Genomic DNA, 13,811 nt, shown 5'->3' on the forward strand with positions numbered 1-13,811 from the left:
GACGTTCTCGTTCGGTAACGTGCTTGGAGTGCGGATGCGGGAGCGGCGTGCCGCCGAGGCCATCACCGCCTACCTCGGTCGAGGTGGGCGGGTTCTCGATCCCGTTGCGCTCGCCAGGGTCGTCGGCTCTGCTCTGGGGGCTTCCGGTTGTGCTCTCGTCATCGGGGGGCAGCGGTTCCAGTGGGGCACTGGCGATTCCTGGGTTGAGCAGGACATCTCCTACGGCGGTTCGGTGTGCGGGGGGCTCGCCGTGGCTCCCGGGGCTGTTGGGCCGGTGGCTTCCGTTGCTGCTGTGCTCGGGGCTCCCGTTGCGATGATCCGGTTGGCCCGGGAGACCGATCACGCTCGGCGCGTCGGGGATTCGGCTGCTCGGTCGCTGGTCGACGACCGGTGGCGGGCCGCCGCCGAGATGGAGGCCGAGCGGCGGAGGCTGGAGCGCGATCTGCACGACGGCGCTCAGCACCAGCTGGTGGCGCTTCGGATGTCGCTGGCGCTCGCCGAGCACGCGCTCAGCACCGGCAACGGCCAGGAGCACGTCGCGAAGCTGATGGGGCAGCTGGACGATGCCGAGCAGGTGCTGGTCGAGACCGCCGCCGGGATACTGCCCGACGTGCTCGCCGCCGAGGGGCTCGCCGCCGCGCTGCGCACCGAGCTGGCTCGCCACGGCGTCGTCTCGCTCGATCTCGGTGGGCTGCGGCGGCGCTATCCGACGCCGGTGGAATCCGCCGTCTACTACGTCGTGCTCGAAGCCGTGAACAACGCGCGCAAGCACGCCGCGGGAGCGCGGGTCACCGTCACCGCTTGGGACAGCTACGAGGGTTTGGCGTTCGCCGTCGCCGATGACGGGCCGGGTTTCGAGGCGGCTGCGGGTCTGCCCAACCTCACCGCGCGGGCCGCATCGGTGGGCGGGGTCGTGGAGGTTCGCTCCGCGCCCGGCGCGGGCACCACCGTCAGCGGCGTCGTGCCGGTCTAGCAGGACTGGCCCTTCGGGGCGAGCATTCCTTCTGCGGTGCGCACCAGCACTTCGCAGGCCGCGCGGTCGCGGCTGCTGTTGGCCGGGTGCTCGGCGTGCGCGCGCCAGCGGGCCACCGCGGCCCGGGCCGCGGTCACCACTTCCTCGTCGGTCGCGCTGGGCGGCAGGCCGAGCCTGGTGCGCGGGTCGATCCCGTCAGCGCCGAGCATCCGGGCCGCGTCGGTGGCCGCGGCGCGCAGGACATCGCCCCTTTCGAGGTCGTCGAGGAGGTCGAGCTCGGCGAACTCGTGGGCGTCGGCGCTCACCTGCTCAACCGCCCAGCGCAGCTGGTGGCCGGCGGGCAGGCCGCGGACCAGATCGCGCATCGCCACCACCGCGCGGCGCGCCGCGATCACCGGTCCGTGCGCGGCGAGCCTCGCCGCCAGCGACCCGACCGAACCGGATTCCGCCAGGACGACCCGGTTCCGGCCGGTCAGCAGCACTTCGCGGAACTCCGGTGCGGCCGGGACGCGGCACAGGACGCCGTCCATCCCACCGCGCGGGTCGTCGTCGGCGCGGAGCTCCTCCGCAAGCTCGCGGTCCGCCGGGGTGTCGAAGACCGTGATGGAGGCCAGCGTGCCGCCCTTGATGTCACCGCCGGGGCCCACCACGGCGAGGCGCGGTGGCATGGTCAGCCGCTCCGCGACGGCGTCCCACGCCGCTCTCCCCGGTGCTCCGCCGACGGCGATCTGCCCCTGCCGCACCAGTTCTCGCACTTTGCGGTAGACGGCGCTGCGCTCCAGCTCGGCCGGGTCGACGGCTGGTGGCGCCAGCTCGACCCGTTCCGCGAGCCGGACGGTGATGACCGCCGCGCCGTCGACGGCTGCGCACTCCATGTCCCCGCCGAGCACCGCGAGCCGCTCGACGTCCTGGCCGAGCGCGTAGCGCAGTTGCGCTTCGGCGGGCGCGTCCGGCGCGTGGATCCTGGCCCGCAGCGCGTCGTCGCGACCGAAGGTCACCGTCATCGGGAGCGCGGATCCCTTGCCCGCCAACAGGTTCAGCGCTGCCGCGACCGCGTGGTAGAAGCCCGACTCCAGCTGCCAGCCGGCCCGGCGCCCGAGATCGCCCTTGAAGGTCACCGCGCGCGGCAGCGTCGCCGCCAGCTCCTCCAGCGCTGCGCGCGGGCCGCGGTCGGGCAGCATCGCCGGGAACACCCCGCGCACCACCGCCCGGAAGTCGTCGATCAGTTCCTCCAGCACGCCTTCGGCCGTGGACAGTTCCGCGCCCTCTTCGGTGACCGCGCGCAGCGACTTCCGCACCTCGTCGAGATCGCGCAGCGTCGTCGCGGTGATCGCCTGGACCAGCCGGTGCCGCTCCAGGTCGCGGACCCGCGCCAGCCGCGCACGAGCGCTGTTCAGCTCCGCGTTTAACCGGCGGGCGCGCTGATCGGCTGCGGCGTGGTCGACGTGCAGGCGCGCCAGCTGCACCGCCACGTCGAGCCAGGCCGCGGTGTCGCGGAGCAGAGCGCGCGCCGCGTCGTCCCACTTGCTCGGGGCGATGACGAACAGGGCGCCTCCCGTCGAGCCGACCTGCTCCGCTCCGGCCGCGCCGGCGACACCGGACAGTCCGGGTGGCCAGGATTCGACGACGACGTGACTCCGCTCGGTCGGCACCGCGTAGGCGGCCTTCCCGCCAGTGCCCTCCGCGAGGTTGCGGACGAGGGCCGCGGCCAGGCGCTCGGGCGGTTCGGCGGCGGCGATCTCGTGCGGCGGGCGGCCCGAAGTGGACAGCCAGCGCCGGACCAGCCCACCGCTCAACGCATCGACCCGTCGATCCGCTGCGCCTGCAGGTACGCGAGGACGGCGAGCACGCGCCGGTGGTGCACCGTCGCGTCGCCGGGCAGGCCGAGCTTGGTGAAGATCGCCGCGATGTTCTTCTCCACGGCCTTCGCCGAGATGTAGAGCTCCTGGGCGATCGCGTTGTTCGCGCGCCCTTCGGCCATCAGCCGCAGCACGTCGGTCTCCCGCTCGCTGAGCTTGCTGATCGCGCTGTCGGTCTGCGCCGCGCCGCCCTGCACCAGCCGGCGGGCCAGCACCGGTTCGATGACGATCTCGCCCGCGGCGATCCGGTCCAGCGTGTCGCCGAGGACCTTCACCCCGGCCACCCGCTCCTTGAGCCGGTAGCCGATCCGGTCCGCGCCGATCTCCAGAACCCGCATCAGGTAGTGCGTCTCGGCGTAGTGCGACAGCAGCAGCAACCCGACCTCCGGGCGCAGCGCGCGCACGCGTTCGGCCGCGACGAGCCCGCCGGTGGGGCCCGGCGGCATCCGGATGTCCAGGATCGCGACGTCGACCGGATCGGTGGCCACCGCGGCGACCAGCGCCTCCCCGTCCTCGAAGCAGCCCACGACCTCGTGCCCGGCGGCCTGCAGCAGCAGCACCAGGCCTTCCCGGAACAGGGCGCCGTCCTCGGCGATCGCTACTCGCACCGCAGCACCGCCCGGTGCGTCCGGCGGGCCGACCCGCCCGGCTGTTGATCGGTGATGTTCACCCGAACCATCCGACGTCCCCGCACCCGCACGCGCACTACGCTACCCGGCCGCAACGTGTGGAGGTGATCGGCGATGAGCAGACCGATCCGCGCACGGGCCTGCCCGCCGAACGTGCTCGGCGGCAGGTCGAGCAGCAGCCGCAGGTCCAGCCGCTCGGCGACCGCCCGCAGTCCCGGTCCGAGACCGGCGCCGGTCAGCACCGGCGGGTAGATCATCGCCTCGACGCAGCGCAGGTCGTCCAGGATGCCGGTGACCCGGTTCTGCGCGGCTGCCACCCGAGCGGCGGCTTCCGCGTCGCGGGTTGTGTCGGAGATCATGCCGAGTTCCAGTGCCAGCGCGGAGATCTCGGCCACCGCGCCGTCGTGCAGCAGGCGCTCCAGCTGGTAGCGCTGGCGGACGGTGTCGCGGCCGGGCGGCCGGATCGGCGTCGGCAGCGCTGCCGCTGACCAGCGGAACCAACGAACCAGGCGGTGCACCGTTGCCAGCGTCGTCGTCGGACCGGCCTTTGACAAGGGTGCGACCCCTCCGCAACGGTAGGGATATCCCCACCGTTGTGTCCCGAACCGCAATCAAGTTGCCTCGCACGATCAACCCGCGGCGCCGGGACGCAACCTACATTGGGGGACGATCGTCCAGACCTGTGGTTCGGTCGGACGGCAGTACGGGGTTCACAGGAGGTGGCGTGTCGTACGCGATAGGGATCGACCTCGGCACAACGTTCACATCCGCCGCCGTCGGCGATGCGGCGGGAACGAGGATGGTGCCGTTGTCCCGGGATATCGTCGTCCCGTCTCTGGCTTACCACGCGCCGGACGGAACTCTGCTCACCGGCGCCGCCGCCGCTGGGGCCGACGGCGATCCGGCGCGGCTCGGCCGCGGGTTCAAGCGCAGGCTCGGCGACCCGACGCCCCTGGTGCTCGGGGGCGCCACCTACTCGCCGAGCGCGTTGATGGCCGCGCAACTGCGCGCCGTCCTCGACCAGGTCCGCGCGCACATGGGCGGACCGCCCGGATCGATCGTGCTGACCTGCCCGGCGATCTGGGGCCCCTACCGGCGGGAGCAGTTCGCCGAGGTGCCGCGGTTGGCCGGTGTCGAGAACGTGCAGGTGATCACGGAGCCGGAAGCCGCTGCCACGCACTACAGCCGGGAGCGGGCGCTGGGCGAGGGCGAGGTCGTCGCGGTCTTCGACCTCGGCGGCGGCACGCTGGACACCACCGTGCTGCGGATGCGCAGCGACGGGATGGAGATCCTCGGCACGCCGGAGGGCGTCGAGCACCTCGGCGGCATGGACTTCGACGACGCGCTGCTGGCCCACTTCGACGAACGCCTCGACGGCGCGATCACCCGGCTCGACCCCGCCGATCCGGCAGCTGCCGCCGCGCTCGCGCAGATCCGCACGCAGTGCGTGCGCGCCAAGATCGACCTGTCCACCGAGCCGGACGTGACGCTGAACGTCGCGCTGCCGTCCGGAGCGCGCGAGCTGACGATCACGCGCCGGGAGTTCAACGCGGCGATCCGGCCGTCGGTGGAGGTCGCCGTCGACGCGCTGCGCCGCACCGTCGCCTCGGCGGGACTGCGGGGCGACGACCTGTCCGCGGTGCTGCTGGCCGGTGGTTCCTCGCGCGTTCCGCTGGTCACGCAGCTGGTCTTCGAGCAGTTCGACAAGCCGGTGCGGATGGCGCACCACCCGAAGTTCACCGTCGCCCTCGGCGCGGCGACGATCGGAACCCGCGCGCTCACCGCTCCCCCGCCGCGACCGGTGCAAGCCGTCGAGCCGGCGCGCAGCGAGCCGAAGCGACGCCGCTGGCTGGTGCCTGCGATCGCGGCCGCGGCCGCCGTGGTCACCGCGGTGGTCGGCGGAGTGCTGCTGTTCAGCAGCGGTCCCGACGTCAACACCGCGGCGAGCACCAGGACTCCGGCACCGGCATCGTCCACTTCGGACGCCAGCGCGGTGCAGGGCGCCCAGCTGCCCGACCCGCTGCTGGTGTTCGACGACGACACCGCCGGGCCCTACCGGGCTTTCATCTCCTCGCAGGAGAAGTGGGACGGCACCGAGGTCATCGCGCACAGCGCGCGCCACGCGGCGATCTCCGCGACCACCGGCGACGGGTTGCGGGTGAACTGGACGAGCAACGACCCGGCCCAGATCTACCTGCAGACCGGCAACAACACCCGGGACCTGTCGTCCTACGCGGACAACGACGGAGCGCTGGTGTTCGACGTGGTGGTGAACCAGCCGCTGAGCGGCTCGGCGTCGGTGGCCACGCACTGCGGCTACCCGTGCGGTGCGGAGCTGGACGCCACCGGGCTCTTCCGCGGCCTGCCCGTCGGCTCGCCGGCGAAGGTCACCATCCCGCTGAGCTGCTTCACCGAGAAGGGCCTCGACCCGAAGCGGGTCAACACCCCGTTCCTGGTCTACGCCCAGGGCTCGTTCGACGCCACCTTCCGCAACATCACCTGGGTCGCGGGCGCAGCCACCAGCCCACAAGCGACACCCTGCTCCGCTCTGTCGTGAAGATTGGTTCCAGACTCGTTCTGCGTGGCGGTGCCGGTAGCGGAACCTCAACGCCCGCCTGGACTCCGGGTGCCCGGCCTGATGTATGACCAATACACGGCGGCCGGGCCGTCCTCGCCAGGCGAACGTTGAGAACCCGCGGCGGTGCAAGCTGCGGAGGGCGGGTTATGCGCCTGCGGCGCATGCGACAGCTCTTGGTGTTGTCGCTGGAGACCTCGCGGTCCCTCAAAGGATCCAACTGGGACCGACATGGGGGGTTATCCCTACCTGAGAAGGCGGGATAACCCCTTGAGCTGGGGGGACAAACCCAGCGACGGTTCCGCTCCGGGCCGAGACGCTTGCTGTCGTAGTCAGCAGGCGATACGGCGGGAGCGGCAATGCCCAGTGTTCAGCTCGAAGACGTGATGCGGGCCCACGGCGATGCTCTGCACGCATATGTCACACGTCTGACCAACGGCGATCGGTTCGCCGCCGAGGACGTCGTGCAGGAGACCTGGGTGCGGGCCTGGCGCAACCTGGACCGGCTCACCGAGAACCTGGGCTCGGTCCGCGGCTGGCTGCTGCGGGTCGCGCACAACATCGCCATCGACCAGCACCGCAGCCGCCGCGCCCGGCCGACCGAGGTCGGCCTGCCCGAGCAGGACCTGGAGTACGCGGCGGTGGCGCCCAGCGCCAACGACCAGGTCGAGACGAAGATCGTCGTCCGCGCGATGCTCGAGACCCTCTCCCCCGCGCACCGCGACACCGTGCTGGAGGTCTACTACGCCGACCGCACGGCGGCATCGGCGGCCAAGGTCCTCGGTGTCCCGGCGGGCACGGTGAAGAGCCGGCTGCACAACGCCTTGCGCACGCTCCGCGAATCGGTCTCCGCACAGCCGCTCGCGGCCTGACCCTGGATCGCACCTTGCTGGCTCCGTTTCAGCCGGCAAGGTGGGCCGTGAGTACTTTCTGTTGCTATAGCGCCAGAAAGTACTCACGGCCCCCCGCGCTCAGGACGTGCGGCTCGGCGGGCCGGGGACGTCCTCCGGGAGGAGCAGGCAGAGGTCGTCCATCGTGGGTTCGGTCAGCGAGCGGGTGCGGCGGGCGTGGTGGGCGATCGTCTCGTCCAGGACTTGGCGGGCGTAGCGGCCGTTGCCGAAGGACTCGCCGCGGCTCATCGTTGCGAAGTGCGTGCGCAGGGCCGCCACCGTCGGGCCGGTGCACTCGTAGCCGGTGTCGGTGGCGTGCTGGTTGACGATCGTGACCAGCTCGTCGGGCGTGTAGTCGGCGAAGCGCACGCGGTGCGAGAACCGGGACGACAGACCGGGGTTGGCGGCGAGGAAGCCCTCCATCTCCCGCTCGTAGCCCGCCGCGATCACCACCACCTCGTCGCGGTGGTCCTCCATCAGCTTCACCAGCGTGTCGATCGCCTCGCGGCCGAAGTCGTTGCCGCCGCCCTTGCTGGAGGACAGCGTGTAGGCCTCGTCGATGAACAGCACGCCGCCGCGCGCGCGGTCGAAGGCCTCGGTCGTGCGGCGCGCGGTGTGCCCGATGTACTCGCCGACCAGGTCCGCGCGCGCGACCTCGGTGACCTGCCCCTGGGCCAGGACGCCGAGCGCCGCCAGCAGCGAGCCGTAGAGGCGGGCCACCGTCGTCTTGCCGGTGCCGGGCGGGCCCGCGAAGATCAGGTGCCTGCTCACCGACGGCACCGGCAGACCGGCCGCCTGCCGCCGCCGCGCCGAGGTGAGCAGGTCGACCATCGCCGACACCTCCGCCTTCACCTCGTCCAGGCCGACCAGGGCCTGCAGGGTTCCGAGCAGCTGATCGATGCGTTCCTCGTCCACCCGGCCCGCGCCCGCGCCGACCGATGAACCGGGCAGCGGGCCGAGGTCCTCCGGCAGCAGCCTGGTCAGCGCGACGTGCCCGGCGTCGAGGTCGTCGGCCAGCCGGTAGGCCTGGCGGCCGAGCATCTCCTCGAACACCTTGCGGGCGGTGCGGCCGTTGCCGAACGCCGCGTCGCGCGGCAGGTTCGTGAAGTAGGTGTGCAGCGCCGCCCGGGTTTCGAACTCCAGCCGGTAGTCGTGGCCGCGGCACAGGCCCTCGACGATGGTGACCAGCTCCGCCGAGGAGTAGTCGGCGAACTCGATGGTGCGGGAGAAGCGCGAGGACAGGCCCGGGTTGGCCGCGAGGAACGAGCGCATGTCGTTGGTGTAACCGGCGACGATCACCACCACCTCGTCGCGGTGGTCCTCCATCAGCTTCACCAGCGTGTCGATCGCCTCGCGGCCGAAGTCCGGGCCGCCACCGCCGTTGTTGCCCGCCGACAGCGTGTAGGCCTCGTCGATGAACAGCACGCCGCCGATCGCCTTGTTGAACATCTCGGTGGTCTTGATCGCGGTGCCGCCGACCACCGAGGCGACCAGGTCGGGCCGCGCGACCTCGACCAGCTGTCCGGAGCGCAGCACGCCGAGCGCGGTGAGGATCCGGCCGTAGAGCCGGGCCACCGTGGTCTTGCCGGTGCCGGGTGCGCCGGTGAACACCAGGTGCCGGGACAGCGGCGGCGACGGCAGGCCCGCGGCCGCCCGGCGCTCGGACATCTGGTGCAGCCGCACCAGCGTCTCCACCTCGCGCTTGACGCCGTCCAGGCCGACGAGCGCGTCCAGCTCCGCGAGCAGGTCGTCCAGCTCCTCGGTGTCGCCGCCCGGCTCGACCGGGGCCGCTGCCGAGTCCGAAGTGGACTTCTCGACCAGCGCCGGGACCTCGCCGCCGGGCAGCCGGACGTCGGTGCCGAGGTTGCGCTCGGCGACGCAGCCGCTCACCTCCACCGGCTGGTCGGACTGCACCGCGATGCCGTCGCCCAGGTTGTCCCGCACACCGCAGTCGGTGATCGAACCGTCGGCGTGCCCGCGCCACAGCACACCGGTCTGGCACTCGCGCACCTCACCGCCGTCGATGACGAGCCGGGCCTGGTCGGTGGCGAGCAGGCCGGTGGCCGCGGTGCCGACGACCTTGGTGTCGCGCACGGTCACCGCGGCCTGCCGCTCGACCAGCACGCCGTTGCCCGCACCACCGGTGATCTCGCAGGCCACCAGCCGGATCGTGCCGTCCGCACCCGCGACCACGGCGTCGTGGCCGGTGCCGGTGAGCACGCACTCGGACAGGTCGGCGGTCGATCCCTCCAGGACCTGCACCGCGTGCCCGCGCGCTCCGTCGACGGTCACCTGCTCCAGCTCGACCGCCGATTCCTGCACCACCACGACGGCCTGGGCGGTGGTGTCGCGCAGGCTGCAGTCGCGCAGCACCGGGCGGGACCCGCTCGCCGACAGCACACCCACACCGTCCACAGCGGACACCTCGGTGCCGGTGACGATCAGCTCGCTGCGCTCCTCGACCACGATCGCGGTGCCCGAGATGTCGCTGATCCGGCAATTGCGCAGCTCACCGCGCCCGCCATCGGCAGCGAGCACGGCGCCCTTCGCCTCGGTCACCGCGCAGTCCACCAGGACCGGAACACCGCCGGATCGGGCGACCACCGCGGTGGTGCCCACGGATCTGATCGTGCAGCCGGTCAGCTGGGCCGCGCCACCGTCGAAGGCCAGCACCCCGGCACCACCGGGGTTGCGCACGGTCGTGGTGTCGGCGCGCAGCTGGGCGCCGCGGCGGACCACGACCGCCACCTCCGAGTCCGCCGCGACCTCGCATTCGCCGAGGTGCAGCGCGCCGGATTGCAGGTCGACCGCCACTTCGCCGTCGGAGTGCGCGAACTCGATGCCGGAGACCTCGGCGTGCTCGGCGGTCACCCGCAGCACCGGGGTGCCCGCCGCCTCGATCCGCACATCGCCGGGCGAGCCGGAACCGGACAGCGTCACGTCGCGGTCCAGCACGATCGACTCCGGGTACAAGCCGGGCCGGATGGCGATCACGTCGCCGTCGCGCGCCGAGCTGATCGCGTCTCCGACGGTGCGGTAGCAGTCCGGCTCGGTCGGCGAGACGCCGAGCACGGAGCGGACTCCGGACATCCTGCTCGTCACGATGGGCCCTCCTGGGGTGTCAAGGCCGCGCGCACGCGGTGGCGGGCCAGCGGGGTCAGGCGGCCGCCCGGCCTGCCGCCCAGCGCGTGCCCGGCCAGCTCCGCATCGGGCGCCAGCTGGTAGCGGTCGAGGTAGTACTTGGCGGCGTCCGACCACACCCAGGTGCCGTCGGAGCGCAGGCCGGCGGGCACCGCGCGGGTGCCGGTGAACACGTCGAGCATCAGCACGTCCGCGGTCAGCACGACCTCGCCCGCGGTGAGGAAGTCCAGCAGCCGCCTTCGCTCGGCGGGATCCACCACGAGTTCGTGGCCGGGGTCGAACCACGGCCCGGCGGCGGTGGCGCCGTCGAACGTGCGGGCCACGCGGACCTCGGGGCCCGGCTCCGCCGACCACAGCAGCGTCGCGGCCAGCAGCGCGTTCTCGTGGTAGCCGGGCAGGACGTCGCCGGGCGCGAACACCTCCACCCGCGGCGAGTCCGCCAGGCCCGCCAGCGCGCGGTGACCGGCGGTGGTCGCGGCCGTCAGGTCGCCTTCGGACTGGACCAGGTAGACCCGGTCGGTGCCGCCCCGGGTGGTGGCCCAGCACGCTTGCGCGCCGGGCTCGGCCTGGATCGCGGCGAGCACCGCGCGGTCGGCCTCCTCGTGGCCGTTCGGTTCCGGCGCGAAGGTGTGCTGCTGGGGTTTCGGATCGCCGAGCAGGGCGAACAGGCCGTCGAGGCGGGTCTCGTCGGCGGCGGCGTGCGCTTCGCGGGCGATGGCCAGCCAGCCGTCCGGCACCTGACCGGCCAGCGCGAGCAACTCGTGGTGCTGGATCACCGGTTCTCCTCTCATGCCGCCGGGAGCGGGCCGAACCACCTGCTGGTGGCCGGCCGGTTCGCGATGTCCGCCCGCGCGGCAGCGGCGGCGCGGAGCCGGGTCAGCGCCGCGTCGCGGGCGGTTCCGTCCTCGGCGAGCAGGATCCGCTCGGACTCGACGGCCAGCACCCGCAGCTTCGTGTGCCCGGAGAGCACCACGTCACCGCGGTGCGAGATCTCCGATTCCGCGGTCGGCTCGTCGACCAGCCCGTCCAGCCTGCGGCCGGTGGTGGTCCAGATCAGCGCCTCGGCCGGGCCCACCGGCTCGGTGCCCGTGGCCGGGGCGGCGACCACCGGGGTCGGCAGCCGGAGGACCGACTCCGGCCGCACCGCCGTGTTCGCCGGAATCCCGCGCACCACGACGGTCCGCACCGTCGGCAACCGGCGCAGGCCGTCGGCGAGGCAGACGTAGAAGTCGGCGTCGTACTCGCCGGTGGGATCGTCGGCGAACACCCGGACCACGGCGAGCTCGGCCAGCAGCGCGGCCCGGTCCTCGGAGGCGAACCGCATGCCCGGCCGCTCGGAGAGGAGCCGGGTGACCGCGCGGGTCGCGACGTCGTAGCGCGAACCGAGCGCGGCGCGCATCGCGCGGCGCTGCTCCGGCGTGCTGCGCGCGTCCTCCGGCACCTCCACGGCCTGGACGGTCGGCAGGTCGCGCTTCGGCAGGAGCCCGGTGATCGACTTGGTCACCGGTTCCACTGTGGACTTGGTGGTGGACGCCACGGTGGCGGGCAGCGCGCCGACCGGAGCAGCGTCCTTGGCCGCTGCCGGTGCGGGCGGCGGCACCGCGCTCGCCGAGGCGACCGTGCGGAAGTCTCGTGAGCTGGTCGTCGCGGGGATCGACCGGCTGGGTTCCGCCGCCTGGTCGTTGGTGGGCTCCGTTTCGGCGACCGCACCGGGCTCCGGCTGGGCCGCACCGTCCTCGACCGCCTCCGGCTGCGCTGCTGCCTCGGCTTTCCGCTCCTCGGCGGCAGCCTGCGTCTCGGTCGGCCACACGGGTTCCGCTTCGGCCGGCGCGGGAGGAGCGGGCCCGGTGTCGAGCTGCCCGATCCACGGCGGCTGACCACCGGCCGGGGCCGAGCGCGGGTGTCCCCACAGCGGCGCGTGGGCTGCCGAGGCCTGGATCGCCCGCGGGGCCTGCACGACCTGCGGTACGTGCTGGGCGGAACCCGGCATGGCGGGCTGAGCCGAGGCTGCCTGCTGAGCCTGCGCTGCGGCCCGGGTCGCGTGCGGTGCCTGCACGACCTGCGGCACGGGAGCTGCTTGCGGGGTCGGGGTCGCCGGCCACGTCGAGGCGGGCGGTCGCGGCGGTGCCGGGTTCGGTTGCAGCACCTCCGGCAGCTGGATCTGCTGCTGCACCGGTGCCGACGAGGCCGGTCGGGCCGGTGGCAGCGCCGAGGCGATGTCCGGGAAGTCGGCGGGGCGGCTCCGGACGTCGTTCTTCGGGGTGGGCCGCGCCGGTGTCGCGAGGATCGGGGCGACGGGCAGGATTCGTCCGTCGGGTGTCACCATCACCGCGCCCTTCGGCGGGGCGACCAGCTGCGGCGCGCTGGTCACCCGGCTCGGCGCTGGGCGCTCGGCGACGCGCTCGATGCGGTCCGCGGCTTCGACATCGGCCAGCGTCGAGGCGTCGCCGACCGGGACGATCCGCAGGTTTTCCCTCGCGGCGTCGGGCAGTTCGCGCACCAGGCGGTCGAACGCGGCGATCACTTCCGGTGGCACCGCGCGCTCGGCCGCGAAGACGACGTCGGCCGTCGGGCCGGGTTCCGCGGCGGTGATGGTCTCGTCGAGGTGCACCGCGTCAGGCCGCACGACGAGCCCGCGCGGCACCACGTCGACGCGCCAGCCCTCGGTCAGCCGGTACGACCCGGGCTCGACCATCGCCAGGGAACCAGGAGCCAGCCAGCGGTCCAGCACCGGCGGGCTGTCGTCGCGGTACACGCTCTCCACCGCGAAGGGCCGCCACCGGACCGCGCCCTCGTCGTCGACCTGCACCAGCCCGTCGCCGCTGGGCACCCCGTGCGCCACCCGCACCGGCGCTCCCAGCTCACCGGCCACCTCGCGGATCAGCTCACCACCGCCGAAGCCGTAGCAGGCCAGGACCGCGCGATCCCGGCTCTCGTCGGGCAGCTCGCGCAGCACTTCGACCACGGACTCCACCGCAGGCGGCGGCTCTCCCGGCGCGCCGAGCACCACGTACATCCGGTCGGGGTCGGGCGTCTGGCGCAGCAGGCGATCATCGGCCCGGGGCGAGGCGTCGGGCTGCCGGAGCCACAGGCCGGCGGGCACGTGGACCAGGTGCTCGGCCGGATCGGGAAGCCCGTCCTGCCACCACGGTGCGGGCAATCGCGCGCCGATGCGGGTGCGGCGGCCGTCCGGCCGGAACGACACCCACCCGGAGCTCTGGCCGGGGACGAACAGGCTGCCGTCCTCGAGCGCGACGGGTTCGCCGTCGGGAGCGGTGACCTCGACGCCGAGGCGGTCGGCGAGCAGCTTCGCGGGCGGCAGCGCGCCGTTGCCGCCCATCGAACCGAAACCCGGTGCCACCACGCACAGATCGCCGCGCGCCTCGTCGGCCAGGTCGGCGGCGACCCACGGGTCGATGCGCTTCATCGCGTCCAGCGCGGAGGTGCCGACCACCACGAAGGTGCGATCCCGCTTCGGCGGCAGATTCGCCGCGAGCAGCACAGCGGCGCCGTCCGCGTCGAGCCGCCCCACGACCAGTGCGTGCCGAACGCGCTCCACGGTGATCGACTCGTCCACTCCGCCTCCTCCGCTCTCCGGAGAACACGGCCCCGAACCCCGCAGGAGTTCACTACCCCCTCGCCGCACCGCCTCCCCTCACTTGCCCCACCTCCTCCCCTCACTTGCCCCACCTGCTCCCCTCACTTGCCCCACCACTTCCCCTCAGATGTCGCACCTCCTCCCCT

The 13,811-nt window shown here is 73.2% G+C and carries 9 protein-coding genes; 3 read left to right on the plus strand and 6 right to left on the minus strand.

The window, feature by feature from the left end; translation table 11 throughout:
• Window positions 1-34: 34 nt before the first annotated feature.
• Window positions 35-973, plus strand: coding sequence for a sensor histidine kinase (locus ATL45_RS06445; protein ID WP_121505304.1), 939 nt, complete (start codon window positions 35-37; stop codon window positions 971-973).
• On the opposite strand, the gene ATL45_RS06450 is transcribed toward ATL45_RS06445, so the two are convergent.
• The 3 genes from ATL45_RS06450 to ATL45_RS06460 are packed head-to-tail and all read right to left on the minus strand — an operon-like array spanning window position 970 to window position 4,015.
• A complete protein-coding gene (locus ATL45_RS06450; RefSeq protein ID WP_093157730.1) occupies window positions 970-2,769 on the minus strand; it encodes a hypothetical protein in 1,800 nt (599 codons plus the stop codon). The two genes, ATL45_RS06445 and ATL45_RS06450, sit on opposite strands and share 4 nt — an antisense overlap.
• Entirely contained in the window at window positions 2,766-3,440 is a 675-nt protein-coding gene (locus ATL45_RS06455) for a response regulator transcription factor (RefSeq protein ID WP_093157729.1), read from the minus strand. The genes ATL45_RS06450 and ATL45_RS06455 overlap by 4 nt, the downstream gene beginning before the upstream one ends.
• A complete protein-coding gene (locus ATL45_RS06460; protein WP_143121745.1) occupies window positions 3,431-4,015 on the minus strand; it encodes a hypothetical protein in 585 nt (194 codons plus the stop codon). Before ATL45_RS06460 ends, ATL45_RS06455 begins: the two co-directional genes overlap by 10 nt.
• A gap of 254 nt (window positions 4,016-4,269) precedes the next feature.
• Here ATL45_RS06460 and ATL45_RS06465 point away from each other — a divergent pair, with 254 nt between their 5' ends.
• Together ATL45_RS06465 and ATL45_RS06470 are read left to right on the plus strand one after the other, a co-directional pair.
• Entirely contained in the window at window positions 4,270-6,018 is a 1,749-nt protein-coding gene (locus tag ATL45_RS06465) for an Hsp70 family protein (RefSeq protein WP_439332441.1), read from the plus strand.
• A 377-nt stretch (window positions 6,019-6,395) separates the two neighbouring features.
• Window positions 6,396-6,908, plus strand: a complete 513-nt coding sequence (locus tag ATL45_RS06470) for a sigma-70 family RNA polymerase sigma factor (RefSeq protein WP_211841188.1) — start codon at window positions 6,396-6,398, stop codon at window positions 6,906-6,908.
• A gap of 99 nt (window positions 6,909-7,007) precedes the next feature.
• Here ATL45_RS06470 and ATL45_RS06475 read toward each other — a convergent pair whose 3' ends face one another.
• The 3 genes from ATL45_RS06475 to ATL45_RS06485 are packed head-to-tail and all read right to left on the minus strand — an operon-like array spanning window position 7,008 to window position 13,644.
• Window positions 7,008-10,028 carry an AAA family ATPase gene (locus ATL45_RS06475; protein ID WP_246025192.1) on the minus strand — a complete coding sequence of 1,007 codons (3,021 nt, stop codon included), beginning with the start codon at window positions 10,026-10,028 and terminating at the stop codon, window positions 7,008-7,010.
• The gene (locus ATL45_RS06480; RefSeq protein ID WP_093157720.1) at window positions 10,025-10,843 is read right to left on the minus strand and encodes a hypothetical protein; all 819 of its coding nucleotides are present in this window, start codon (window positions 10,841-10,843) and stop codon (window positions 10,025-10,027) included. The genes ATL45_RS06475 and ATL45_RS06480 overlap by 4 nt, the downstream gene beginning before the upstream one ends.
• 11 nt (window positions 10,844-10,854) lie before the next feature.
• On the minus strand, window positions 10,855-13,644 hold the full coding sequence (locus ATL45_RS06485; RefSeq protein ID WP_093157718.1) for a hypothetical protein: 2,790 nt from the start codon (window positions 13,642-13,644) through the stop codon (window positions 10,855-10,857).
• Window positions 13,645-13,811 lie beyond the last annotated feature (167 nt).

It is taken from the genome of Saccharopolyspora antimicrobica (assembly GCF_003635025.1).
GTDB lineage: Bacteria > Actinomycetota > Actinomycetes > Mycobacteriales > Pseudonocardiaceae > Saccharopolyspora > Saccharopolyspora antimicrobica.

What these genes read in the sequence shown, in the direction of transcription:
- ATL45_RS06445 (WP_121505304.1), top strand. Translation starts at nt 35, where the DNA reads ATGCGGGAGCGGCGTGCCGCCGAGGCCATCACCGCCTACCTCGGTCGA.
- ATL45_RS06470 (WP_211841188.1), top strand. Translation starts at nt 6,396, where the DNA reads ATGCCCAGTGTTCAGCTCGAAGACGTGATGCGGGCCCACGGCGATGCT.